This window comes from Muricoccus vinaceus, assembly GCF_042433125.1.
Taxonomy (GTDB): domain Bacteria; phylum Pseudomonadota; class Alphaproteobacteria; order Acetobacterales; family Acetobacteraceae; genus Roseomonas; species Roseomonas vinacea.
This window is the reverse complement of sequence record NZ_JBHLVZ010000065.1, coordinates 21,957-45,868: the sequence shown is the minus strand read 5'-3', so window position 1 is coordinate 45,868 and position 23,912 is coordinate 21,957. Positions and strand designations below refer to the sequence as shown.

Genomic DNA, 23,912 nt, shown 5'->3' with positions numbered 1-23,912 from the left:
GAACTCTCACATCGGCGGCGTCAGTCCGTCCTTGCCGACCAGGATAAAGGCGGCGGTCACCCCTCCCCCGGCATCGCGCTGGCCGTTCGCCACGATCTTCGCGCCCGGCCTCAGCGCGGCGCGATCGGCGAACTCGACAGCGACGATGGGCACATCATCCGGGATCACGATGCGCTTCTCGCCGCTCCCATAGTTCACCACCATGGTCCGGCCGTTGGTGCCGACGAGGCTGCCGACGGTGCCGTTGGTCATGCTGCTGCCCTCGCCGAGATCCCAGCCGAAGTGTCCCTGGCCGGTGCCGCGCGCCTCCGGTGGGAAGACGGTGACCTCGAGCGCCCGGAGGGAGCCGTCCGGCTGCGGCGCGGTTGCCGCGGTGCCGATGTAGCTGTCGGGCCGGATGTCCTCGATCCGGGCGGCGACCACGAGCGCCACGCGGAGCTGGGGAGACAGGGCAACCGTCATCCTGGCGCCGGCACGGGTGGTGAGGGTGAGGCTCGTCTCCGTCACGCCCTCAAGCGTGCCGCGCAGCCGGGCGGGGCCGGGCGGCGAATGAGGAGGATTCTGTGCGCTGGCGGTGCCGCTGGCCAGCAGACCGCCGGCCAGCGATGTGGCGGCCAGCGCCATCAGCATACGTCGTTGCACGGGTGGTTCCTTTCCGTCGGTGGGTCGTCGGGCCCATGGACGCTGCGGCGCCCGGTTTATTCCGCACAAAATTTCCGACCCGCTCCGGGAATAAAGCGGCGGGAGGGGCGTTGATCGTGGTGATGAAGGGGTTGCCACACCGAATGTCGCTGCTGGCGGAGATCGAGGGCCATGTGCCGGCGCTGCGGCGCTACGCCTGGAGTCTGGTGCGCCACGACCAGGACGCCGACGATCTGGTGCAGGACTGCCTCGTTCGTGCCCTCGCGCGCCTCCCCGAGCTCGAGGGCGGCGTCCTCGCGCAGCTCCGCCCCTGGCTGTTCACCATCCTGCACAACTTGGCGGTGAGCCGCTGGCGGGGCTTGCGCCGGCGCGGGCAGCCTGTGGACATCGCCAGCGCCGACCTCTCGATGGCCGCGAGCCAGGAGTGGACGAGCACGGCGCGCGAGATGCTCGAGGCGCTCGCGCGGCTGCCTGCCGAGCAGAGCCAGGTGCTGTTGCTGGTGGCCGTGGAAGGATTCGACTACCGCGAGGCCGCTGGTATTTTGGGCATCCCCATGGGCACCGTGATGTCGCGGCTGAGCCGCGCGCGGGACGCACTACGCGCACAAATGGAAGGACGCGGGCGCTTGGCGCTGCGGCTGGTGAGATGACCCAACCTCCTCTGCCCGAAGAGTTGCTGCACGCCTATGTCGACGACCGCCTCGACGCCGAGCAGCGCGCTGAGGTCAATCGGAGACTGGCGGCCGACCCCGGGCTGCGACAGCGCGTGGAAGCCTGGCGGGCACAAAACGCCACGCTGCGTGACGCCCTCTCTTTCAAGCTGCGGCAACCAGTGCCGCCATCCCTGAGCCTAGCTGCCCTGACTGAGGCGCGGCTGCGCAGGACTGCGCGCCCCGCGACCCATTGGAGGATCGCCGCTGGCCTCGTGCTGGCGTTGGGGCTGGGCGGCGCCGGCGGCTGGTTCGGCCACGAGATGATGCCGTTCAACCGGATGATGCCCCCTAACGAGATCGCGCTGCTGGGCCTGGAATCTGCCTCGGCTTATCGTGTCTTCGCCAACGACCCGGCGCGGGCGATCGAGGTCGGCTCCACCGACCGGGCGGAGATGACGACCTGGATGGGACAGAAGCTGGGCCGGCGCGTGGTCCTTCCCGACCTCGCGCCCGTGGGCTACCGCCTCCTCGGGGGGCGGGTCCTGTCCACCGTCTCCGGCGCAGCGGCGATGCTGATCTACGAGAATGCGGCGAGGGACCGGATGACGCTCTATGTCCGCCCGATGCGGCTCGGGCGGGAGGCGGAGATGCAGCCCATCGATCTGCAGGCGCTTGAAGGTTATGCCTGGATCAACCGGCAGATCGGCTACAGCGTGATCTCCGACGGCGACCGGGACCTGCTGCGGCCCGTGGCGCACCTGATCCGGGATGAGATGAAGTTGTGAGTGGCGGTCGATAAGCTCTGAGACTTCGGTCGCACGGGCGGCTAGCGAGTACATTTCAATCTTCCACACGCACCCCCGAGGACAGTCCTCGTCCATAATGTCCAGCTCACATTCGAAGTCAGCGCTCGCCCGGCGCGTCTAGCATTCGCCGTTCATGAGCTGGCGGCGCAATGGATTGCTCTTATGGCAGACCCCGGATGGGCTGGCGGGCAGCCCCCCGGGAAGCCGAGGGCTAGGCAGGATGGACAGCGTTCCCCGGTGGAGTGGCATGACTTTTGATGGAAAGCTCAACGATTGAAGAAGGTGGGAAGAAGGTAGCCCGTATGACCGACCGCACCCTTATCGTTCCCCGACAGATGGAACGCGTGGTCGAGAGCTCGGGCTACGTGCCTGCCGTGCAGGTCGGAGCTTTCATCTTCTGCGCCGGGCAGGTCGGCAGGGACGAGCATCTCAACGTTATCGAAAGCCCCGAGGCACAGTTCGCCGCTTGCTGGGAGAACCTTAGGCTGGTGTTAGAGAAAGCTGGCTGCAGCTTTGAGGACATCGTGGACATGACGACGTATCACGTCAGCCTCAGCCAACACTTCGATGTTTTCCGCGCCGTGAAGGATCGCGTTTTTCCGCGCAGTATATGCGCCTGGACGGTGATCGGCGTATCCGAGCTGGCACGGCCGGGCCTGCTGGCCGAAGTCAAGTGCGTCGCCATCAAGCGGTAAGCTGAGGGTGGCCAAGCCGTGGCCACTCTGACCTTCGGCATCGGCCTGCTGATTGCGACGTCCGGTATGGGTCGAGGGCAACGGTAGCATTCCTGGCAGATAAGGACGCCCCTATCTGACTCCTTGCGTCTTTCAAACCCCGTTCAGCACAGCGTCGTGTGACCTTCCCCCGTAGAAGCGGTCCGCCGAGTAGGGTGAGCCCGGCGGAACCGTGGAGGGTGTTGAGATGGCAAGGAAGCACCACAAGCCGGAGGAGATCGTTGCCAAGCCGCTCCGTCAGCCAGGCTCCTTTCGGGAAAGATCCGGATGTCACTCCGTTCCGTCACCGCCGCCCACGTTATTGAACGGCGGATGTACATTTTTGCGAATTTACGATCGAGCTTCATCGGGCCACATGCTCGCTGATGGCAAACGCAACAATGATCGTGACCTGCAGCGGCGGCACATACTTTGATCGCGACTACTATGTCGACGTTCACCTGCCCCTGGCGCTCGCCTGTTGGCAGCGGCATGGACTGGAGAGTGCCGCAGCCTTCTTCCCCCGAGACGCCGGTGCAGTGGATGTCTCTGTGGGGATCTACCGGTTTCGCGATGCGGCCTCGCTGCATGCGGCGCTCGCATCCGCCGGAACGGAAGCCGTGATGGCGGACGTTCCTCGCTTCACCGACGCCACCGTGTCCCGCAGCATCGGCGCCCCGCTCTGACGCTCAGCCGCCGCTCACGGCAGGGAGCGGGGATCTCGCTTCAACATTGAAAGAACAGGTACGATGGAACTCTCGGATCACACGGTATTTGTTGTCGGCGGCAGCCGCGGCATCGGCGCCGCGATCGTGCGGCGCTTTTCCGCAGCCGGCGCAACAGTGGTGTTCACCTATGCCGCGTCCACCGAAACGGCCGCCGCGCTCGCCACCGAGACCGGCGCGCAGGCGCTCCGGGCGGATGCCGGGGAACGCGATGGGCTCATCTCGGCGATCCGCGACGCCGGCCCGATTGACGTTTGCGTCTACAATGCTGGTCTGCTGGTGTTCGGCGATCCGCTGACGCTTGCCGCCGATGATGTCGACCAGATGATCGACGTGAACGTTCGTGGTGCCTACTTCGGCAGTGTCGAAGCGTCGCGGCTGATGCCCGACGGAGGTCGGATCCTCGTCATCGGGTCCGACACCGCCGACAACATGCCGTTTCCCGGGCTCGCGGCCTACGTGATGACCAAAGCGGCGATGCAGGGCATGGCGCGCGGCTTGGCGCGCGACATGGGCCCGCGCGGCATCACGGTCAACGTGATCCAGCCCGGCCCGACCGACACCGACATGAACCCGGCCAAAGGTCCACGGGCGGCCGGTATGCTCGCGGAAATGGCCATCAAGCGCTACGGCACGGCCGACGAGGTTGCGAGCCTGGCACTCTATCTCGCCGGCGCGCAGGCGCGTGGCATCACGGGCGCCATGCACACGATCGACGGCGGCTTCGCCGCCTGAGCCGCCGAGCACGGGACACGAAAGTGGCTTGTGCTTCGTCCATGCCGGGCACTGGCGGCTGTTCGGCATGGCAACCGATCATGATCAGGATGTCGCAGGGTCCGTCCCACGCCCCCGACCGAGGTTCAAGCAGCAGGGATGACGGAAAGACGCACATGAAACAGTGCATGAACCAGGTCATCGTCTACGTCACGTACCAGGGCGAGCCCGCGACGCGGTTCGACCGACGCTACTATGTCGATCACCACCTCCCGCTCGTGCTGCGAAGCTGGGCGCCCTATGGCCTCGAAGGCCTCGCCGCCTTCTTCCCTGCCGTCGACCAGGTCGGAGTTATCGCCCTCTGCGAGTGCCGCTTCCGCGACGAAGCCGCGGTCGATGCAGCATTCCGCTCGCCCGAAGCGCCCGCGGTGATGGCCGATCTGCCCCGCTTCACCGATGTCGTGCCGATGCGCGCGCGGGCCGTTGCCCTTTGAGGGAGTATCAGCATGAGCACGCCCTACGCACCCTGGACGTCGTCGCCGGCCCGCACCGTTCGACGCGGCCATTTCTGGGTTCCGGGTGAGCGCGTCTCAATCAGCGGCAGGACCTATCAGCGCGGGCCGATGTTCGTGGAGTGGGAAGCGCCCGAGCAGGTGACCCGCCGCTGGCCGGTCGTCCTGATGCACGGCGGCGGCTTCCAGGGCACCGAGTGGCTGGACACGCCCGATGGGCGTCCGGGCTGGGCCCAGCGGCTGGTCGAGGCCGGCTACGCGGTGCTGATCATCGACCGGCCTGGTCACGGCCGATCGCCCCTGCACGTCGTGACGACCGGGCCGATGGGGCCGCCCTTCTCCTACGAGGGTGGCCGGCAGATCTATTTCCCGGGCAACGATCTACGCCACACCCAGTGGCCGTTCGCCCACGACGACGAGGCGGCCATGGACGAGTTCATCGCCGGCTATGGCCCGCTGCCGGACGATCTCGAAGCCTCAGAAACAATGGACGCCGACCGCACCGCGGCGCTGCTGGACCGTATCGGGCCTGCCATCCTGATCACCCACTCCGCCTCGGGGCCGGATGGCTGGCTGGTGGCGGATCGCCGACCGCAGCTGGTGAAGGCCATCGCGGCGATCGAGCCGATGGGACCGCCCTTTGCCGTGATTCCGAACATCGGGCCGATGCGCTGGGGTGCCACGGCGGCGGCGATGCGCTTCGATCCGCCCGTAACCGACCCGCAGGTGGTGCGCGACGCAGTGCCCGGGACGCTGCGGCTTCCCGCCCTGGCCGAGCTGCCGATCCTCATCGTTACCGCGGAAGCCTCCGCCTTCGCAGCGGCGAGCCCGCCCACGGCGGATTTCCTCAACGCCGCGGGCGCCTCGGCGGAGCTGCTGCACCTGCCCGATCACGGCGTGTACGGCAACGGCCACGGCCTGATCTACGAGAAGAATTCGGACGAAGCTCTCGCCCCGGTGCTGTGGTGGCTGCAGCGGAAGATCGAAGGCGAGCTGGCTCAACCGACGCCGCTGCCGCCAGTACCGTAGACGAACGCCGGTACTCGATCGTTCCATGTCTGACAGTGCTACCCCGTGTGCCGTAGGATGGAGCGGCTGGCCTTGTGAATTCGACCTAGCCGGCCTTTCCTCCTGCGGCGGCGCGCTGGGGTGGGAGGCGTTGATGCCGCCAATGACCAAGTACCGGCTCACCGACCTCGTCGTGCGGGCAGAGTTCGGCCTATCCGGGCCGCACATCATGCGGTCGCGTTTGCGAGGTGGTCCGATACGGTCGTGATAAATGCACGAAGACGCTGAAGGCGCCGGAGATCCCGGTGGTATCCCATCCAGATGTCTCGTGCTGGTGGCAGCGTCGGCAGTTCCAGTCTGCGGATACCCGGGATCTGATTGCCGACCACGCGGGGCAGGACAGCGATGCCGACGCCTTGCCTGCACATACGCCCCTGGACGTTGCGGTTGTTCGACCGCAGGACCGGTCTTGCGTTGGGGAAACTCTCGATGAGCCACGCGATGTCAGGGAAGTGGCCCGACGATGGGGTGATCAGCCGGGAACCAGTCCCATCGCCATATTTAGGATCAGGCGCCTCCTCGGCGATGTAGGCGCCGTATTCGAGCCTGACGAGCCGCCGCTGAACGATATCCGCAGTGTCGAACGGCACGCTACGAAAAGCGACGTCGGCCTCCCGCTGAGCGAGGCTGAACCGGCGCGTGCCCGTTAGAATTTCGATGTCGACATTGGGGTAGGCGTTCGCGAAATCCGCTAGGATGGGAGACAGGACATACGCCCCAAACCAGTCCGTTGATGAAATGCGTAGATTGCCGTTGAGGTTCTGCTCCTGCCCCGCAAGCCGCCGCTCCATGGCCAGCGCGCCTGCTTCCATCTGCTCCGCCAGCGCGATGATCCCGTGGCCCTCTTCGGTTAGCACAAGGCCGTCCGCAGTCCGCTGGAAAAGCGTGTGACCGATCGCCTGCTCAAGTGCGCGCAGACGCCTGCCGACGGTCGGATGGCTTGTCTGAAGAGAACGCGCGGCGCCGCCGAGTGTGCCGGATCGTGCAATAGCAAGAAAGATTTTGACGTCACTCCATTCCATCGCGACACCCACCCAGAACTGAACGCCGAGAGTACAGTCTTGTCATTTGAAGAACAAATCTAAGCATCCAGATTTCCGCTATCGTCTGGAAGCAAGTCCTTCTGCGGATTTGCGGAACCCACAAGGGCGGTGGCTTAGGTGGAGGAAACGTGAGCTTAGCCGTGGAGTCCAAGGAAGCTCGTCCGGACAGAACAGCGAGACTTTGTTGAGCGGTCGCAGAACGCGGCGGTTCGCTCCGGTGCTCGCAACGAAGACTTCGATAGCTCGGTTTGAACGTCAACATCTGACTGGAACACGATTATGTTCGCAACTTTGAAGGGGTTTACCCAGCAGCTGGTGCCGGTAAACGGCATCAAGATCAACGCTGTCACGGGAGGCTCAGGGCCGCCGATCCTTCTGCTTCACGGCTGGCCGGAAACATGGTGGGAATGGCACAATGTAATGCCGCTGCTGGCCGAGCATTTCAGCGTGGTGGCCATGGATCTGCGCGGCGCGGGCTTTTCCGACTGCCCGCCCAACGGCTATGACAAGGCGACAATGGCGCGCGACGCGCACGATGTCATGGTTGCCCTTGGGCATGAACGCTACGCCGTGTGCGGCCATGACATCGGCGGAATGGTCGCCTTGCCGCAGGCCGCCATTTATCGCGAGGCTATTACCCACCTAGTCGTCCTCGACGTTCCGCTTCCCGGCTGGACCGAATGGGAGGCGACGACCGCCAGGCTCTGGCACTTCAGCTTCCACAAGAACCGGGATCTGCCCGAGCGCCTGATCCATGGCCGTGAATACGACTATGTTTCGGCCTTCATGGCCGAGCGGTTCTACGATCACAGCACCTTCAATCTAGCGAACATCGAGATCTACGCGAGAGCGATGGCGCTTCCTGGCCGCACGCGCGGCGGCCTGGAATGGTATCGTACCCTCGCCGCCGATCATGCGGCCGCGCTCGAATACAAGAAGCAGCCGCTTGACATACCGGTGCTTGGCCTGGGTGGGGACCAGCGCTTCGGCGCGCAGATGGTGCCGATGCTCAAGGAGTTCGCCACCAATGTGACGGGCGGCTCGATCGCGCGGTGCAGTCACTATGTTGTGGACGAGCGGCCGGATGATGTCGCGGCCGCTCTGATCGAATTCCTCAACGTCAGTTAACGCTCCGCGCCCGCGCCCGCGTTGTCGTTGGCTGGGCGGATCAACTAAACAAGGATGGAGACTGTCATGACCGCACCCATCATCCGCGGCGTCAATCATATCGGCATCACGGTGCCTGACATCGAAGCAGCGAAATTGTTTCTGGTGGAAGCTTTCGGCGGCCAGGTGATCTATCAGTCCTTCGGACCGCCGGATCCTGCGCGGCAGGGACCCGAATTCGAGCGGGCCGTCGGCGCTTTCCCCGGAACGGTCGTGCGTGCGCAGGCGATGGTGAAAATCGGCACCGGACCTGACATCGAACTCTTCGAAATGCACGGCCCCGAGCAAGCCCAGCCGGTCCGGGCGAGCGACTTCGGCATCACGCACTTCGGTCTCTACACTGACGACATCGAGGCATCGGTCGAGCGCTTCGAGAGGGCCGGAGGCACTCCTCTCACCGCACCACGCTCTATTCCTTATGCAACCGAGAAGGGACCTGGGAACAAGGTCTGCTATTGCCGCATGCCGTGGGGCACGACGATGGAGTTCATCACCACGCCGGACCGCATGGCCTACCATGACCAGACGGATCTCCGCAGGTGGCAGGACGAGGACTGAGCAGGGCGCGAAAAGGGATCCGCATCGGTTAAGTCGTAGCGAAGCCGACGCTGGAGTGGTCCTTACCCCACAAGCCGGGCTCAACCTTCAGCGACACCCTCGCCGCCGTGCGGAGCCAGACCGAATGGGGGCAGCGCTTGCTCACTTCACGGCACATCACCCAGATCCCGGAACCTGTCCAGTCCTCCGACGCGCTCCGGTCTAGGCCACCGATCACGCCTTCTGATGACCAAGGTCGAGCGTTGGATCTGGATGCTGAAGGAGGATGAGAGCTTGTTGCCGCTTCGCATCTCCGAAAGCGACATTGGGCGGCGAAATGTTGGGGGAGAGCGCGAGAAGCCGGACGTAGCCCTTGCTGCCCTGGCCGGCGCTGCCCGGGGGATCCTGGCGGCTCAGGCCGCGACGCCGCCGTCGATGGTGTGCATGGCGCCGGTCACGAAGCCCGCTTCTAGCCTCGCCACCCAGGCTAACGGCGCCGCGATCTCCCACAGGCGCTCGTGCCGCTTGATGGACATTAGGCCGCGAAGCATATCCCTCAGCGGCCGGCCTGCCGGGTTCATGTCCGTATCCACGAACCCGGCTGCACCGCGTTCACCGTAATCCCGCGCTGCCCGAAGTCCCGCGTCAGCCCGCGCACTTTGCCTCGCACCGCCGACTTCGTCGTCGAGTAGGCCGCACTGCCGGGGAACCCGAGATTGGCCCCGACATTGGAGCGAACCATCCGGTCCACCTCATCCGCGTCCCGCTCTAGCGGATCGCCTAAGATGGGTATGCGCGCGTTCACCACCAGCAGGTCCAGCGCCCTACCCTCCCGCCCCCGCGCGATCACCGCGTTCGGGTTCGCGCTGTCCGTCATCTCCACCCTCGCGGCCGTCTCCCCCGCCAGCCGCTCTGCTGCCTCCCGCTATCCGGCATGGGCGAAGGTCACCCTCGCCCCGCCCTCGGGGAGCTGCCGCACGATCGCCGCCCCGACGCCACGGATGCCACTGAGCACGAGAGCGGCCTTCTCCTGCAATCCGGCCATCGATCCCGTTGCCGGCTTCTTGCCTTACCAGGTGAGCGCGCGTTTGCCGGTAATGGCACCCACGGCAGCCGTAAGCATAACGGCAAGCGGGTACCAAATGGCAACGAACAATCCCGCGTCGTTCTTGCAGGCTAGCGCATAGGCGATGGCACCCAGTGACCCGGACAGAGCGCCGACAATGGCCCCTGCCGCCACTGGACGGGTAACCGCGCCCATCCGCATCACACCAAACAGGATGATCAGCGGCGGCAGGGACGCGCCTAGAATCGTCAGCACGCATCCACCTGCTGAGATGTCCGAGCTCCCCAGGGCGGAGAGGCCCGAACGGTCGGTGGCAGCGCGAAAGGCAAGGATGAGCACGGCGGGCAGGAACGGGGTGGCTGTCAGCTTGCCGCGGCCCGGCAAAGCGGCGCGGCAGGCCAGAGCTAGACCAGCCAGACCCAAGGCTAGCATGCTTGCGATCTTGTAGGCGAAGGGCACGCCTCGCATCGCAAGGTCGGGCCGAGCGCCGATCCACGCCAACACGAGTGCGACGGAGAGGCCAAGCGACGCCAAAGCCGCAGCCACAAGGGCCACCTTGAAGGTGAGTGGACCGCCCAATCGACTGCGACCAGCCTGGGCCGCAAGGCGGTCAATCAGACCATCGGTCCGCGCCGCAATTGCCACTTCCTCCTCTCTTTTCATCGGATGTCGTCCTGACGGGCCTTCGCCATCAGGCGTTTGAGGGCGCGATGGTAAAGCACATGCACTGAGCCCTCACTCGTGTGAAGCCGTTCGGCGGTGGCGCGAACGGTGGCACCGTCGACGCCAAGCGCCTGCACCACCTGCCGTTGACTCGATGGCAGATCAGTCAGGTGGCGATCGATGTCGCTCATGGTGCGGTCGGCCTCCTCACTCGGCGCCGCGAAGATCTCCGCCATCTCCTCAATCGTAATATCCACGTGCCGCGCGGCCTCACGGCGCAGGCGGCGGGCCGTGTCGATAAACTTGTAGCGGGTGATGGTGTAGAGCCACGGCATGATCGGCCGTGTGTCGTCCCAGGTATGGCGCTTGCCATGCAAGCCGATCAGAATTTCTTGCACCACATCCTCCGTCTCATCCACGCGCAGGCCAAATCTTCCCAGACGTGAGTGGATCAGCCGGCGCAATATGACAGCGACCTCCTTGAGCAGGCGCTCATAAGCCAGAGCATCGCCTCGGCGCTCCGCACGCATCGCCTCCGCCCACCGCCCTTCGCGCGTACCTGCGTCAATGTGTTCGGTGGGCATGCCAGGATCCTTAACGGCGCCGCGAGAATGATAGCCATGCAGGGCTCGCATGGGTCATGTGTTGCGTTCTCCCCGCCTGCCTCGAAAGCCTCATTGAAGCATGCTGCTTCGAAACGTCATCTTGACCGAGGACCCGAAATGACGATGCAGAAAACACTCGCCGCAGCGGCTTTTAGCCTCATCGCGGGCGCCGTCACCAGCTTTTCGGCGCATGCCCAGTCGAGCAATCCCCCTGTGCCGGCCCACAATGTCGTGCTCGTGCACGGCGCGTGGGCCGACGGATCAAGTTGGGAGAAGGTCATCCCCATCCTTCAGGCTGCCGGCCTCCATGTGACGGCAGTACAGAACCCGTTGACTTCGCTCGCTGCGGCCGATGCCGAAACACGCCGCGTACTGGCATTGCAGGACGGTCCCACGGTGCTGGTCGGCCATTCGTACGGAGGAACGATCATCAGCGATACCGGCACCGCCGCCAATGTGTCGGCCCTCGTCTACGTCGCCGCGCGCGCGCCCGATGCCGACGAGGATGTCGCCGCCGTCAATGCCAGGTTCCCTGCGGCGCCGGCGCGCTCGGGCCTGGTCACTCATGACGGCCTGACTACGCTGAGCGAAGAGGCCTTCACCCAATACTTTGCGAGCGATCTCCCGACGGCACAGGCAAAAATCCTGTTCGCGGTGCAGCAGCCGACCGCGACCTCAACGTTCACGACTCGCACGACGGCCGCAGCCTGGCATGGCAAGCCGACTTTCTATGCCGTTGCAAAGCAGGACCTGACGATATCGCCCGATCTCGAACGCTTCTTCGCCCAGCGGATGAACGCCACCACTATCGAGGTGGACTCTGGCCATCTGCCCATGATCTCGCAGCCGGAGGCCATTGCTAACCTGATCCTCCAGGCGGCCGGTCGGACGAGGTAGGACCTACTGTAGCGGGGTCGAGATGGGAGGAGGTCATCCTGTCACGTCGATCCCATCAGTCACGATGGCTCACATAGGCCCACCTTATAGAAGGTGGCCGAACTCAGGTCGAGGCTCCACATGTCAGCAGCAATGCTTAACGGGTACTCAGGTCAGCCTATCTCGGGGTGGCTGAAGCGCTATTACTTCATTCGTTTTGCCTTTTCGGCGGCGTGGGTGGCAGTGGCTTTTGGCGCTGCCAAAACGGCTCCGATGTTGGCCGCCATCATGCTGGTCGGTTATCCGGGCTGGGACGCGATCGCCAATTTCGTCGATGCTCAACGCAGTGGAGGCCTCGGTCGCAACAAGACGCAGCTGCTGAACGTCGTCGTCAGCACCATCACGGCAATCGCTGTCGCCGTCGCACTCGGCTACGGCATGAACAGCGTCCTCGTGGTCTTCGGCATCTGGGCCGGGTTTGCCGGTCTCTTCCAGCTTGCGACCGCAATCCACCGCTGGACATCTACTGGCGCTCAATGGGCAATGATCCTCAGCGGTGCGCAGTCCGCCTTGGCCGGCTTCCTGTTTGTCAGAATGGCCAATGGGCCCGAGCCGGTCGGCATCACCACAGTTGCCCCCTACGCTGCCTTCGGCGCGTTTTACTTCCTAGTTGCAGCGATCTGGCTGACGGTCAGCGATGCCCGCAAGGGCACGCTGCACCCGGCGGGCTGAGCGGCATCCAGGATGCTCAGGGAGGGCGTGTCTGGCCTCCCTTGCATAGCTCATGGCGTTGCCGAGTACGCTGCCGCCAACGCCTTGGCGGCAGCGTCCACTTCTTCCAACAGTGAACGGTCGGCTCGTGTGCTTGATGAAGGGTCGAGCTCTTTCCTACCCTGATGCAGGAGAATACCGAGATGAAGCTCACCATCGACGCCCCCTCAACCATCGCAGGGGGATCTACTTGCACCCGTAATCCGGCCGCATCGGCTGATCTCCGATGAGCGCGCGCGCCTTCGACGCGATCATCATCGGCGCAGGCCAAGCAGGCCCGTCGCTAGCCGGCCGGCTCAACGATGCCGGCATGAAGGTGGCGATCATTGAGCGACACTTGGTCGGTGGCACCTGCGTCAACACCGGATGCAAACCGACCAAGACACTGGTAGCAAGCGCGTATGCCGCGCATACGGCGCGGCGGGGTGCCGAGTATGGGTTCTCGGTCGCCGGGCCGGTGCAGGTCGATATGCGGGCCGTGGCAGCAAGAGCCCGACAGGTGATACTGGACTCGCGGGCCGGCAACGAGACTTGGCTCGCCAGCATGCCCAACGTCGAGCTGCTCCGTGGTCATGGACGATTTGTCGGACCTAACATTGTCGAGGTTGACAGCGAACATCTGACCGCGCCCCGCATCTTCATCAACGTGGGTGGCCGCCCTCTCGTTCCCGATATGCCCGGCATCAAGGACATTACCGTCCTCACCAACACGGATATGGTGGCGCTCGACGTGCTGCCGCGACACCTCGTCGTCGTTGGCGGGAGCTACATCGGTCTGGAATTCGCGCAGATCTTCCGGCGCTTTGGGGCTGAGGTCACGATCGTCGAACGTTCGGACCGGTTGATCGCGCGAGAAGATCCGGACATCTCGCATGAGGTGCGCACAATCCTTGAACTTGAAGGTATCACGGTGCGCACGGGTGCGAACTGCATCGGCTTCGCCTCGGCAGGTGCCGACATAGCGGTGTCGGTCGATTGCGAGGAGACCAGCGCGCCGGTGATCGGTAGCCATGTGCTACTGGCGGTCGGGCGGCGGCCTAATACGGACGACCTGGGGCTCCAAGCGGCTGGCATTACGACGGATGGTCGCGGCTATGTTGTGGTCGACGATCAACTACAGACGAATGTGCCCGGCGTTTACGCCCTTGGCGACTGCAACGGGCAAGGGGCGTTCACCCACACGGCCTACAACGATTATGAGATCGTCGCTGCCAACCTGCTCGACGGAGAGGATCGCCGCGTCAGCCAGCGGCTAACCGGCTATGCTCTTTATATCGATCCACCGCTCGGTCGGATCGGAATGACCGAAGCCGAGGCAGTGAAGAGTGGACGCCGGCTGCTTAGCTCGAGACGAGCCATGACCCGCGTCGGACGTGCTGTCGAGAAGGGCGAAACACTCGGCTTCATGAAGATCACGGCTGATGCCGACACGCAGCGTATCTTGGGTGCAGCGATCCTCGGGACCGGTGGCGACGAAGCAATCCACGGCATCCTTGACATGATGAACGCGGATCAGCCCCTTGGCACGCTGCGGTGGGCGGTCCCCATCCATCCTACGGTGTCGGAGTTGATCCCTACTGTCCTCCTCGACCTGAAGCCGACGGACGGCTGAACCTATGTTCGCGTGAGTTACCACGTGAGTGCATCTTGTTGCACGGGTCGCCCGATCGGGCGCCTTGGAGTAGGCTGGCACAGGGACGATCTCTCGGACCATGAGGGACGCCCACGATGCCTTTCAAGGCCAACGCTGACCGCCGGCACCGCATCCCCAAACAGCGCCAGAGGGTAACCAACTGGGCTGAGTACGACGCCGGCCTGCGCGCCCGCGGCAGTCTCACCGTGTGGTTCACGGCAGAGGCGATCGAGGGGTGGCAAGCTGAGGCGCGCAGCGGCCGGGGCGACCAGGCGAAGTACTCGGATCTGGCGATCGCAACCGCCCTGACGTTGCGTGCTGTGTTCCGCCTGGCGCTGCGTCAGACCGAGGGTTTGATCGGCTCCATCTTGCAGCTGCTCGGTCTTGATCTGGCGGTGCCAGACCACTCCACCCTCAGCCGTCGGGCGGAGACGCTGGAGGTGCTGCGGCCGAAGACGGGCAGCGAGCCAGTGCACCTTCTGGTGGACAGCACAGGATTGCGGCTGTGCGGTCCCGGCGGATGGCTGGAAGAGAAGCATGGCAGCAAGCGCCGCCGGGCCTGGAAGATGCTCCACCTCGCCACGGACGCCGACACGGGCGAGATCGCCGCCTCGGTGCTGGCCGGCAGGGATGCTGATGACGGATCGCAGGTCGGCCCCTTGCTCGAGCGGGCCGGTGGTTCCGTGGCCTCCTTCACCGGCGACGGCGCCTACGACCGGGAGGACGTCTATGCCGCGGTCGCGGCGCACCACCCCGGTGCGGCTGTGGTTGTACCACCCCGCGCGAGTGCTGTGCCAAGCGGAGCCGCGCAGTCCGCGCCGACGCAGCGGGACGCGCATCTCCGATGCATCGCCGAGCGCGGCCGCATGGGTTGGCAGAGCACCTCGGGGTACAACTGGCGTGCTCTGGTGGAGGCCGACGTCTCGAGATGGAAGCGCGTCATCGGTGACGGGCTACGATCGCAAACAGACGGGCGACAAGCGACCGAGGTGGCCATCGCCGCCAGGGTGCTGAACCACATGCTTGAGCTCGGACGGCCGGAGTATGTCCGCACCGCGTGACCCCAGACGCGGGTAGGGGCCAGCACGCCTATGCCGCCGACCCATGCAACACGGCGGCATAGAGCTCCTCATCAAGAGGATTGAAATTCTGCCGACTCTAGGCCTTCCGCTTCGATCTCTCAGGAGAGGCCAACGGCAAGCGCATGCGTCATGACGGTCAGCGAATGGCGGCTCACCTGCTGCGGACGAACTTCCAAGTTCGTCCGCATAATTGAGGATGCGGCAGGATCATGATGCCGTTTGAAAACAGATTTCCTGCCGCCAGGTTCGGAAAGCCTTGGTCCGACCGTGCCGGTACCGGATCTGCCGTCATCCCAGCAGACTGCCCCGGCCCGTTCATTCCGACCAACGCCCCTCAACTTGCCGATGCCAATGGCAGTCCAGGCCGGGGTTTGGCTACCCGACGTGACCGATGCAGCCGACGATGGTCGTCGCTCGCTGTGAACAGGACGACAGCTGTGCCAGCCTCTCACGGCTATTCGGCCCGGATGTTCGCGGCCCGGATGATCGGCACCCAGCGCTCCGCCTCGCGCCGCACGAAGGCCGCGAAGGCTTCCGTAGTGCCGCCCACGAACTCGGCGCCCTGTGTGCGCACAAGCGTCTCGCGCACGTCCGGACGCTCCAGAATGGCGTTGAAGACCTCGTTGATCCGCATCGCCAGTTCGGGCGCTATGCCCGCGGGACCGGCGATGCCGTGCCAGGTGGTTGCCTCGAAGCCCGGCAGGGTCGCGGCGATGGGCGGCACGCCCGGCAACGCGGCGATTGGCGCCGGGTTCGCGACGCCGAGCGCCTTCACTTTGCCTTCCTTGATGAAAGGAAGCGCGGAGGAAAGCGAGATGATCGCCCAGTCCGTCTCCTTGGCAACAAGCGCGCGAAGCACCTCCGCGCCGCTTCGGTACTGCACCGGCTCCGACCGCGCGCCGGCCTGGGAGAGAAACAGCTCGTCCGCAAGGTGCGTGGGATGGCCGACCGAAGGCGCCGCGTAGGTCAGCGGCTGGCGCCGCGACTTCGCGAGGGCGATCAGCGCGGGCACGTCGGACACGCCGAGGTCCGCCCGGGTGATGAGCACGAGCGGCAGGTTCACGAGGTGGATAATAGGCGTGAAGGCCCGCAGCGGCTCGTAGGAGAGCGCGGGAATGAGCTCCTTGCCCACCGCGTTCGGCCCCATATCTGCGAGCATGAGGTTGTAGCCGTCGGGCCGCGCCGTCGCGACCGCGCTGCCCCCGATGGTGCCGCCCCCGCCCGAGCGGTTCTCGACCACGAGCGACCCGCTGCTGGCGACCTGGGCGAAAGGTTGGGCGATGACGCGGGCGAGCGTGTCCGCCGCGCCACCTGGGCCGAAGGGCACGATCAGCCGCACCGGGCGATTCGGCCAAGCACCCTGCGCGCGGGCAGGCGCCGCAATGCCAGCTGCGCCGAGGCCGAGCATGCGGCCAAGGCAGCGGCGGGTAAGAGTTGTCACGTTCGTCTTTTCCCTGGAACCGTCAGGCCGCGAGCCGGTCGCGCAGCCAGTTGATGACGCCGCCCGCGAGCAGCAGCTCCACCTGCCGCGGCGAGAGGGTGTGGCGCAGACGAAGCGGGCTGCCGTCCGCACGTTGCGCGGTCACCTCTGGCCCGGCGCGCAGGGCAGCGTGCAGCCCTTCGAAGCGGAGTACCTCGCCCTGCCCCAGCCGGTCGTAGTCCGAGGGATCGGCGAAGGTCAGCGGGACGACGCCGAAGTTGATCAGGTTCTGCCAGTGGATGCGCGCAAAGGAGCGGGCGAGAACCACGCGCAGCCCGAGGTGGCGCGGGGCGAGTGCGGCGTTCTCCCGGCTTGATCCCTGGCCGTAGTTGCTGCCGGCGATGATGGCATGGCCGCCAGCGGCGAGGGAGGCCCGGGCGCGGTCCGGGTAGCCGGCGTCCACCCCCTCGTACACGAAGCCGCCAAGGCGGGGGATGTTGCTCCAGTAGGGCATAGCGCGGTTGCCGGCGGGCACGACGTCGTCGGTCGAGATATCGTCGCCGACCTTGAGGCCGACCGGAACGACGAGCGCGTCGGGCACGGGGTCGAGGTCGGGGATGGAGGCAATGTTTTCCGTTTTCTCGAGCGGCACGACTTTGGATTCTGCCGCCGGCATTGGGGGGAGGAGCATGGCCACGGCCTCCGTAGGCTGTGCCGGCTGGACGACTCGCGGGCAGGACATGCCGAGCGTCCGCGGGTCGGTGATGACGCCCGTGAGGGCCGAGGCGGCCGCGGTCTCGGGCGAGCAGAGGTAGACGCTGTCCTCCCGCGTGCCGGAGCGGCCGGGGAAGTTGCGCGGCACGGTGCGGAGCGAAATGCGCCCCGTTGCCGGCGCTTGGCCCATGCCGATGCAGCCGTTGCAGCCGGCCTGGTGCAGCCGCGCCCCCGCCGCGGCGAGGCTCGCGACATGCCCCTCCGCCGCGAGGTTCGCCAGCACTTGGCGGGAAGAGGGGTTGATGTCGAGCGAGACGCGGTCGTGCGCCGTGCGCCCGCGGACGATCTCCGCCACGACCGCGAAGTCGCGGTAGCCCGGGTTGGCGGAGGAGCCGACATAGGCCTGATAGATCTCGCGCCCCGCCACCTCGCGCACCGGGACGACGTTGCCGGGGGAGGACGGGAGGGCGATGAGCGGCTCGAGCGAGGAGAGGTCGAGTTCCTCGTCCGCGTCGTATCCCCCACCGGGATCGGCGGCGAGCGTGACGAAATCGGCCTCGCGCCCCTCGGCGCCTAGATAGGCACGCACCGCCTCGTCGGCGGGGAAAACCGTCGTCGTGCAGCCCATCTCCGCGCCCATGTTCGCGATGACGTGCCGGTCCATCGCAGAGAGGCCCTCAAGGCCAGGGCCGTAATACTCGAAGATCCAGCCCGTGCCGCCCTCAGTGCCGTGACGGCGGAGCATGGCGAGAACCACGTCCTTGGCGCTAACCCAATCCGGCAACGCGCCGGTAAGGCGGATGCCGCGAACCTGGGGCATGCGAAGCCGCAGCGGCTCCCCCGCCATGGCCAGCGCCACGTCCGCGCCGCCCGCGCCGAAGGCGAGCATGCCCATTGCCCCCGCTGCGGGCGTGTGGCTGTCCGATCCAACCAGCACGTCGCCGGGCTTGCCGAAGCGGGCGAAGTGCACGGGGTGGGAGATGCCATTACCGGGGCGGGAGTACCAGACCCCGAAGCGGCGGCAGGCCGAGCGGAGGAACAGATGCTCGTCCGCGTTCATGTGGTCGGTTTGAACGAGGTTGTGGTCGACATACTGCGCCGCCAAGCCGACGCGCACGCGGTCGAGCCCCATGGCCTCGAACTCGAGCATCGCGAGGACGCCGAGCACGTCCTGCAAGAGGACCTGGTCCACCCTCAGCGCGATCTCGGCGCCTGGGACTGGCTCGCCCTCGGCGAGGCGCGAGCAGATAAGCTTCTGAGTCAGATTCAGGGCCATGGTCGTCGCGCTCCTCCGGCTGGGACGGCACCTGCACTTGGGGCTCGGCCTCTCGTTGACGCCCTCTCACCACAGGGCAGCGCGGCGCGCCATGCGCGATGCGGCAAGGCAGGTTTCGCGCGCTGGCACGGCCACGCGCCGCGTCATGGGCCGGCGCGATCCGGACGCGGCGGAACCGCGCCCGGCCGAACCGCAGCCTACGGAAGTGGCATCCGCGCCGCCCCGCTCAGCGCCGCCTTCACCCGCTCCGGCGTGAAGGGCGCCCGCCGCAGCCGTGCCCCCGTCGCGTCGAAGATCGCGTTGCCGAAGGCGGGCGCGATGACCGCCGCCGCCGGCTCCCCCGCCCCCCACATCGGCTGGTCCGGCCGGTCGAGGATCTCTACCGTGATGCGCGGGACTTCGGGGAAGGTGATCAGCGGGTAGCTCTCCCAGTCGAGGGTGGTGATCCGGTTCCCCTCCCAGGCGATCTCCTCGCGGAGGCAGCGGGAGAGGGTCTGCACCACGCACCCCTCAGCCTGCTGCCGAACGCCGTCGGGGTTGATGACCTGCCCGCAATCCTGGGCGAGCCAAGCCTCGGTGGCGCGGACCGTCCCGTCGTCGACGTTCACCTCCGCCGCAATGACACAGGCGACGTAGGTGCGGGTGTTGTCGTAGCGGATATAGGCGATGCCACGCCCGCGCCGGATGGGGCCGGAGGCCTCTCCCTTCGGCGAGGGCCGCCCGTCCCAGCCCGAGACACGCGCCGCCGCCTCGATCACCGCGCGCCCGCGAGGATCGGAGAGGTGGTCGAGGCGGAAGCGCACCGGGTCCTTCCGCGCGGCGGCCGCCAGCTCGTCGGTGAAGCACTCCACCGCGAAGCAGTTCTGGACGCGACCCGGCGTGCGGATCCAGGAGGGGCGGAACGGCGTCTCCGCGATGCGGTGGACGACCGTCTTGGCAGCGGGGATGCCGTCATAGGGCGGGTTCGAGTTGGCGTGCCAGTTCCCCGCGCCCGGAGCGCCGCCGTCCTCCTTCTCGAGGAGCTCCGACGCCGTGGTGCGGAGAAGGGTGACGGTGGAGTGCGGCACCCAGGACTGGGAATCCCAGGCGGCCATGCGGCCTTCCGCAGTCAGCCCGCCCTTTAGGTCCATGACCGTTGGCGGGCCCTTGGGCTCCGAGCCGTGCTCGTCGTGGCGCATCCATTGCAGCCGCACCGGCCGCGGCGCCATCGCCGTCGCGATCACCGCGCATTCCGACGCCGCGTCCTCGAGCCCGTTCCGCCCAAAGCAGCCGGAGGAGTGGTGGTAGAGCACCCGCACCGCCTCGTTCGGCATCCCGAGCGCGCGCGCAATCTGCGCCCGCAGGTCGAAGGGCGCCTGCGTGCCGGAATGCACGGTCAGGCGGCCATCCGCGAGCTGCGCGACGGCGCAGGAGGGGCCGATGGTGCCGTGGGTCTGCACGGCAAAGGCGTAGCTCGCCTCCAGCGTCGTCGCGGCGCCGGCGAGCGCGGTCTCGGGGTTGCCCCGGTTGACCGTCACGTCCTGCCGCACGGCGGGCGTGCGCCGCGCGACGTCGTAGACCTCCTCCATCGAGGGGATTGCCTTGCCGGCGCTCCAAGTCACCTTCAGGTCGCGCGCGGCGCGCACCGCGTCCCACTCGCGCTCCGCCACCACCGCTAGCACGCCGCCCCGGCGCACGACCCGCGCGGGAATGCCGGCGAGCGAGCCCTCGTCCACCGTAACGGGCTCGGCGCCGAGGGTGGGCGCGTGGATCACCCGGGCGTGCAACATGCCCGGCAACCGGACATTGTGGATGAAGTCGCCGCCGGCCGTCAGTTTGTCCATCAGGTCCGGGCGCGGCAGCGACCGTCCCGCGACCTTCCAGGCGGCGCGGTCCTTTACCTTGGCGTTCGGGTCGATGGCGATGTCGAAGCGCCGCCCGCCGACGAGCTCCGCATAGCTCACCTGCCGCCCGGGCGCGGCCGTCACACGCACGGCGCCGTCCACCGTCTCGACGTCGCCGGACCCGACACCGAGGCGCTCGGCGCCCATCCGGGCAAGGGCCGCGCGCGCGGTCGCGGCGGCGCGGCGCAGCCGGGGCCCAACGACCTGCAGCGTCACGGAGCCGCCGGTCAGCCCGTGGTCGGCCGAGCGATCGGTGTCGGGGAAGGGCATGTCGACGGCCTCGAAGGGCAGGTCGAGTTCCTCCGCGGCGATCTGGGCAAGGGCGGTGCGGATGCCCTGACCGAACTCCGTCTTGCTCGTCAGCACGGCGCAGCGGCCGTCAGCGCCGATCGAGAGCACGCCGTCCACGTCGGTCGCGGGCGGGTCGGCAAGGTTCGTCTGCGCGCCCGCGGGCGCGCCGCGCAGGCCGAGCGCGACGAAGAGGCCGGCGCCGGCCGCGAGGAGGGAGCGGCGGGGAAGGATCGCGTTCATCGTCCCATTCCCCCTCAGCCGGCCATCGTCGCCGCGGCCCGCGCGACCGCCGCGACCATCCGGTTGTGCCCGCCGCAGCGGCAAAGGTTCCGCGCCAGCGCCTCCTTGATCTCGTCCTCGCTCGGCCGCTTGTTCTGCGACAGCAGGTCGGCCGACTGCATGATCATGCCGTTCGTGCAGTAGCCGCACTGCCCTGCCCCCTCCGCGTTGAAGGCCGCCTGGAGCGGGTGCGGGCTCTCCTTCGTGCCGAGGCCCTCCAGTGTCGTGACCGGCTGCCCCTCCACTGCCTCCGCGGGATAGGAGCAGGAGCGCACCGCGCGCCCGTCGACGAGGACGGTGCAGGCGCCGCATTGCGCCAGGCCGCAGCCAAAGCGCGGCCCGTTCAGCGCGAAGGGCTCCTCCCGCAGAAGGTAGAGGAGCGGCTGGTCAGGGGCGGCGAGCTCCGCCTCCACCGCCCGGCCGTTCAGCGTGAAGCGCAGGGTCATCGAACGTCTCCTTCTGCTCCTTTCCGGAGCTTCTCCCCTATTTATGCACTCTACCCGCCGCGCCGACAGGGCATTGTCACGTCGTCGCGCAGGCTCCCAACAGCGCTGCTCTCACCCGCCCGCCTGGAGCCGCGCCGGGAAGCGAAGCGGCCCGAGCGGCGAGGCGGACTAGCGCGTCGAGGTCCACACCCGTGTTGACGCCCATGCGGGCGAACATCCAGGCCACGTCCTCGGTCGCGACATTGCCTGTGGCGCCCGGCGCGAAGGGGCAGCCGCCGAGGCCGCCGAAGGCTGCGTCGAAGGCCGTGATCCCCGCCCGCCAAGCCGCCGCCACATTGGCGAGGCCGAGCCCATAGGTATCGTGCCCGTGAAAGACCCAGCGCGTCCACTCACCGAAGCGCGCGAGGCAGGCGGAGGCGAGGGAGAAAACGTGGTCAGGGTCTGCCCGCCCTGTCGTGTCGCAAAGCCCGACCTCCACGTCCTCGTGGTGCGCGAGGAGCGCCTCAAGCCGCGAGAGGACCAGCCCCTCTGCCATGCGGCCGTCAAACGGGCAATCGAAGGAGGTCGCAAGGTTCAGGCGGAGCCGCACCCCCGCCGGCAGGCCCGAGACGATCTCGCCGTACTCGGCGATGGAGGAGGCAACGTCACGGCGGACGTTGGACCGGTTATGCGCCTCCGAAGCCGACACGACATAGGCGATGTGCCGCGCCCCTGCCTCGAGCGCGAGCGCAACGCCGCGGGCGTTGGGGACGAGGACCTGCGCGTCCAGTCCCTCCAGCCCGGCGGTGCGGCGCAGCACCTCGGCGGTGTCCCGGAGTTGCGGCACTGCCTTGGGGTTGACGAAGGAGCCGATCTCGATCCGGCGCAGCCCCGCGGCATGGGCGGCCTCCACGAAGGCGACCTTCTCGTTGGTCGGGATGAAGGGGGCAATGGGCTGGAAGCCGTCGCGCGGCGCGACTTCGATCAGGGTGGCCCTCACAGCACGCCCTCCGCGCGCAGCGCCGCGATCCGCGCGGCGCCGTAGCCCAGCACCTCGCCCAGCACCGCCTCGTTGTGGGCGCCCACCGCCGGACCGGTCGAGCGCGGCGCGTTCGGCGTGCCGTCCACCCGGGGCACGACGCCGGGATGCAGGACGGGGCCAAGTACCGCGTCCTCCACCTCCTGTACCATGCCGCGGGCGCGCATCTGCGGGTCGGCAGCGATGTCGGCCACGGTGAAGACGCGGGTGTGCGGGATATTTCCCCCCTGCAGCGCGGTCTCGAGCGCCGCGGCGTCGAGCGTGGAGGTCCAGTCGTTGATCAGTCCGTCCAGCGTGCGGGCGTTGGCGACGCGGGCCTGATTGCCGGCGAAACGCGGGTCGTCGGCGAGCTCCGGCCGCCCCATGAGCCCAGCGAGCCCGCGCCAGAGCGGGTCCGAGTTCGCTGCGATCAGCACCCATATCCCGTCGCGGGAGCGATAGGCGTTGGAAGGCGCCGCCGTCGCGATGGCACCCCCAGTGGGCTGCCGTACGCTGCCGAGCGCGCCGTATTCTGGCAGGGCTCCTTCGAGGAGCGAGAAAACGGATTCGCTGAGCGCCACATCCACCTCGCCCCCCTGCTTCGTCCGCTCCCGCCGCAGCAGGGCCGCAACCACCCCGAGCGCGGCATAGATCCCCGCGACCGAATCCCCGATGCTGACGCCGACGCGCACTGGCGGCAGGTCCATGGTGCCGGGGGCGTGGTTCGTCAGGTGCCGCAGCCCCCCGATCGCCTCGCCGATGACGCCGAAGGCGGCCTTGTCGCGGTCCGGCCCATCCTGGCCGTAGCCGGAGATTCGCGCGATGATGAGGTCTGGCCGCGCCGCGCGCAGCGCATCCTCGGTGAGCCCCATCCGCGCGAGCTGCCCGGGGCGGTAGTTCTCCACCAGCGCGTCGCAGGAGCGGACAAGGTCGAGCACGACCTCGCGCGCGCCGGGCTTCTTCAGGTCCAACGTAACACAGCGCTTGTTGCGGGCGTGGACGCTCCACCAGGGCGCGGAGCCCTTGTGACGGGCGCCCCACTGCCGCACCGGGTCGCCTCCTGGCGGCTCCACCTTGATCACCTCCGCCCCGAGGTCGCCGAGAAGGCGGGCGGCGAAGGGGGCGGCGACGTAGTGGCCGAGCTCGAGCACCCGGAACCCCGCGAGAGGGGAGCCGACACCCGCCGCGCGGTCGGCGGCGGTGATGTGCGTGAGAGAGACGTCCATGGTGAGGCTTCCTCCGGCTTTCCTCTCCCCGATCCTTGCCCTACCCGCCGCCCAGAGCGCCATGCGCATTCGGACAAGGCAGGTTTCGCCCGCCGGGCTAGGTG

25 protein-coding genes are annotated in these 23,912 nt (G+C 67.1%); 13 read left to right on the top strand and 12 right to left on the bottom strand.

Going from position 1 to position 23,912, the window contains the following annotated elements:
• Positions 1 to 6: 6 nt before the first annotated feature.
• Entirely contained in the window at positions 7 to 642 is a 636-nt protein-coding gene (locus tag ACFFIC_RS18685) for a hypothetical protein (RefSeq protein WP_377053118.1), read from the bottom strand.
• A 116-nt stretch (positions 643 to 758) separates the two neighbouring features.
• Between ACFFIC_RS18685 and ACFFIC_RS18680 the strand changes: the two genes are divergently transcribed.
• The 7 genes from ACFFIC_RS18680 (at position 759) to ACFFIC_RS18650 (ending at position 5,794) form a co-directional block, all read left to right on the top strand.
• On the top strand, positions 759 to 1,292 hold the full coding sequence (locus tag ACFFIC_RS18680) for a sigma-70 family RNA polymerase sigma factor (protein ID WP_377053156.1): 534 nt from the start codon (positions 759 to 761) through the stop codon (positions 1,290 to 1,292).
• Positions 1,293 to 1,315: 23 nt separating this feature from the next.
• Positions 1,316 to 2,080 carry an anti-sigma factor family protein gene (locus ACFFIC_RS18675; RefSeq protein WP_377053116.1) on the top strand — a complete coding sequence of 255 codons (765 nt, stop codon included), beginning with the start codon at positions 1,316 to 1,318 and terminating at the stop codon, positions 2,078 to 2,080.
• Between the two features lie 323 nt (positions 2,081 to 2,403).
• Positions 2,404 to 2,796 (top strand): RidA family protein, encoded by a 393-nt coding sequence (locus ACFFIC_RS18670; protein WP_377053114.1) that lies wholly within the window; start codon positions 2,404 to 2,406, stop codon positions 2,794 to 2,796.
• A 419-nt stretch (positions 2,797 to 3,215) separates the two neighbouring features.
• Positions 3,216 to 3,500, top strand: a complete 285-nt coding sequence (locus ACFFIC_RS18665; protein ID WP_377053112.1) for an EthD family reductase — start codon at positions 3,216 to 3,218, stop codon at positions 3,498 to 3,500.
• Between the two features lie 63 nt (positions 3,501 to 3,563).
• Positions 3,564 to 4,274, top strand: a complete 711-nt coding sequence (gene bdcA, locus ACFFIC_RS18660) for an SDR family oxidoreductase (RefSeq protein ID WP_377053110.1) — start codon at positions 3,564 to 3,566, stop codon at positions 4,272 to 4,274.
• Positions 4,275 to 4,441: 167 nt separating this feature from the next.
• Positions 4,442 to 4,747, top strand: coding sequence for an EthD family reductase (locus tag ACFFIC_RS18655; protein ID WP_377053108.1), 306 nt, complete (start codon positions 4,442 to 4,444; stop codon positions 4,745 to 4,747).
• A gap of 12 nt (positions 4,748 to 4,759) precedes the next feature.
• Positions 4,760 to 5,794 carry an alpha/beta hydrolase gene (locus ACFFIC_RS18650; protein WP_377053106.1) on the top strand — a complete coding sequence of 345 codons (1,035 nt, stop codon included), beginning with the start codon at positions 4,760 to 4,762 and terminating at the stop codon, positions 5,792 to 5,794.
• 206 nt (positions 5,795 to 6,000) lie between these two features.
• Here ACFFIC_RS18650 and ACFFIC_RS18645 read toward each other — a convergent pair whose 3' ends face one another.
• A complete protein-coding gene (locus ACFFIC_RS18645; RefSeq protein ID WP_377053104.1) occupies positions 6,001 to 6,867 on the bottom strand; it encodes a LysR family transcriptional regulator in 867 nt (288 codons plus the stop codon).
• Positions 6,868 to 7,155: 288 nt separating this feature from the next.
• Between ACFFIC_RS18645 and ACFFIC_RS18640 the strand changes: the two genes are divergently transcribed.
• Both ACFFIC_RS18640 and ACFFIC_RS18635 read left to right on the top strand, forming a co-directional pair.
• The gene (locus tag ACFFIC_RS18640; protein WP_377053102.1) at positions 7,156 to 8,004 is read left to right on the top strand and encodes an alpha/beta fold hydrolase; all 849 of its coding nucleotides are present in this window, start codon (positions 7,156 to 7,158) and stop codon (positions 8,002 to 8,004) included.
• 66 nt (positions 8,005 to 8,070) lie between these two features.
• A complete protein-coding gene (locus ACFFIC_RS18635) occupies positions 8,071 to 8,601 on the top strand; it encodes a VOC family protein (protein WP_377053100.1) in 531 nt (176 codons plus the stop codon).
• Between the two features lie 392 nt (positions 8,602 to 8,993).
• Here ACFFIC_RS18635 and ACFFIC_RS18630 read toward each other — a convergent pair whose 3' ends face one another.
• The 4 genes from ACFFIC_RS18630 to ACFFIC_RS18615 all read right to left on the bottom strand — a co-directional run bounded on the left by ACFFIC_RS18630 (position 8,994) and on the right by ACFFIC_RS18615 (position 10,893).
• The gene (locus tag ACFFIC_RS18630) at positions 8,994 to 9,161 is read right to left on the bottom strand and encodes a hypothetical protein (RefSeq protein WP_377053098.1); all 168 of its coding nucleotides are present in this window, start codon (positions 9,159 to 9,161) and stop codon (positions 8,994 to 8,996) included.
• The gene (locus ACFFIC_RS18625; protein WP_377053096.1) at positions 9,158 to 9,457 is read right to left on the bottom strand and encodes an SDR family NAD(P)-dependent oxidoreductase; all 300 of its coding nucleotides are present in this window, start codon (positions 9,455 to 9,457) and stop codon (positions 9,158 to 9,160) included. Before ACFFIC_RS18625 ends, ACFFIC_RS18630 begins: the two co-directional genes overlap by 4 nt.
• A gap of 192 nt (positions 9,458 to 9,649) precedes the next feature.
• Positions 9,650 to 10,309: an NrsF family protein gene (locus ACFFIC_RS18620; RefSeq protein WP_377053094.1), complete on the bottom strand. Its 660-nt coding sequence runs from the start codon at positions 10,307 to 10,309 to the stop codon at positions 9,650 to 9,652.
• Complete coding sequence (locus ACFFIC_RS18615; RefSeq protein ID WP_377053092.1) at positions 10,306 to 10,893, bottom strand: sigma-70 family RNA polymerase sigma factor; 588 nt, start codon at positions 10,891 to 10,893, stop codon at positions 10,306 to 10,308. Before ACFFIC_RS18615 ends, ACFFIC_RS18620 begins: the two co-directional genes overlap by 4 nt.
• A 138-nt stretch (positions 10,894 to 11,031) precedes the next feature.
• On the opposite strand from ACFFIC_RS18615, the gene ACFFIC_RS18610 reads away from it, so the two are divergent.
• From ACFFIC_RS18610 to ACFFIC_RS18595, 4 genes are all read left to right on the top strand, one after another.
• The gene (locus ACFFIC_RS18610; RefSeq protein WP_377053090.1) at positions 11,032 to 11,811 is read left to right on the top strand and encodes an alpha/beta fold hydrolase; all 780 of its coding nucleotides are present in this window, start codon (positions 11,032 to 11,034) and stop codon (positions 11,809 to 11,811) included.
• A gap of 120 nt (positions 11,812 to 11,931) precedes the next feature.
• Entirely contained in the window at positions 11,932 to 12,522 is a 591-nt protein-coding gene (locus tag ACFFIC_RS18605; protein ID WP_377053088.1) for a DUF308 domain-containing protein, read from the top strand.
• 265 nt (positions 12,523 to 12,787) lie between these two features.
• Positions 12,788 to 14,173: an FAD-containing oxidoreductase gene (locus ACFFIC_RS18600; RefSeq protein WP_377053086.1), complete on the top strand. Its 1,386-nt coding sequence runs from the start codon at positions 12,788 to 12,790 to the stop codon at positions 14,171 to 14,173.
• 116 nt (positions 14,174 to 14,289) lie between these two features.
• Complete coding sequence (locus ACFFIC_RS18595) at positions 14,290 to 15,255, top strand: IS5 family transposase (RefSeq protein WP_377053084.1); 966 nt, start codon at positions 14,290 to 14,292, stop codon at positions 15,253 to 15,255.
• A gap of 475 nt (positions 15,256 to 15,730) precedes the next feature.
• On the opposite strand, the gene ACFFIC_RS18590 is transcribed toward ACFFIC_RS18595, so the two are convergent.
• From ACFFIC_RS18590 to ACFFIC_RS18565, 6 genes are all read right to left on the bottom strand, one after another.
• Positions 15,731 to 16,717: a Bug family tripartite tricarboxylate transporter substrate binding protein gene (locus tag ACFFIC_RS18590; RefSeq protein ID WP_377053082.1), complete on the bottom strand. Its 987-nt coding sequence runs from the start codon at positions 16,715 to 16,717 to the stop codon at positions 15,731 to 15,733.
• Between the two features lie 22 nt (positions 16,718 to 16,739).
• Complete coding sequence (locus ACFFIC_RS18585) at positions 16,740 to 18,686, bottom strand: aconitate hydratase (RefSeq protein WP_377053080.1); 1,947 nt, start codon at positions 18,684 to 18,686, stop codon at positions 16,740 to 16,742.
• Positions 18,687 to 18,883: 197 nt separating this feature from the next.
• The gene (locus tag ACFFIC_RS18580; RefSeq protein WP_377053078.1) at positions 18,884 to 21,100 is read right to left on the bottom strand and encodes a xanthine dehydrogenase family protein molybdopterin-binding subunit; all 2,217 of its coding nucleotides are present in this window, start codon (positions 21,098 to 21,100) and stop codon (positions 18,884 to 18,886) included.
• Between the two features lie 14 nt (positions 21,101 to 21,114).
• Positions 21,115 to 21,585, bottom strand: coding sequence for a (2Fe-2S)-binding protein (locus ACFFIC_RS18575; protein WP_377053076.1), 471 nt, complete (start codon positions 21,583 to 21,585; stop codon positions 21,115 to 21,117).
• A gap of 76 nt (positions 21,586 to 21,661) precedes the next feature.
• Positions 21,662 to 22,564, bottom strand: a complete 903-nt coding sequence (locus ACFFIC_RS18570; RefSeq protein ID WP_377053074.1) for a hydroxymethylglutaryl-CoA lyase — start codon at positions 22,562 to 22,564, stop codon at positions 21,662 to 21,664.
• Positions 22,561 to 23,808: a CaiB/BaiF CoA transferase family protein gene (locus ACFFIC_RS18565; RefSeq protein ID WP_377053072.1), complete on the bottom strand. Its 1,248-nt coding sequence runs from the start codon at positions 23,806 to 23,808 to the stop codon at positions 22,561 to 22,563. Before ACFFIC_RS18565 ends, ACFFIC_RS18570 begins: the two co-directional genes overlap by 4 nt.
• Between the last annotated feature and the right edge of the window lie 104 nt (positions 23,809 to 23,912).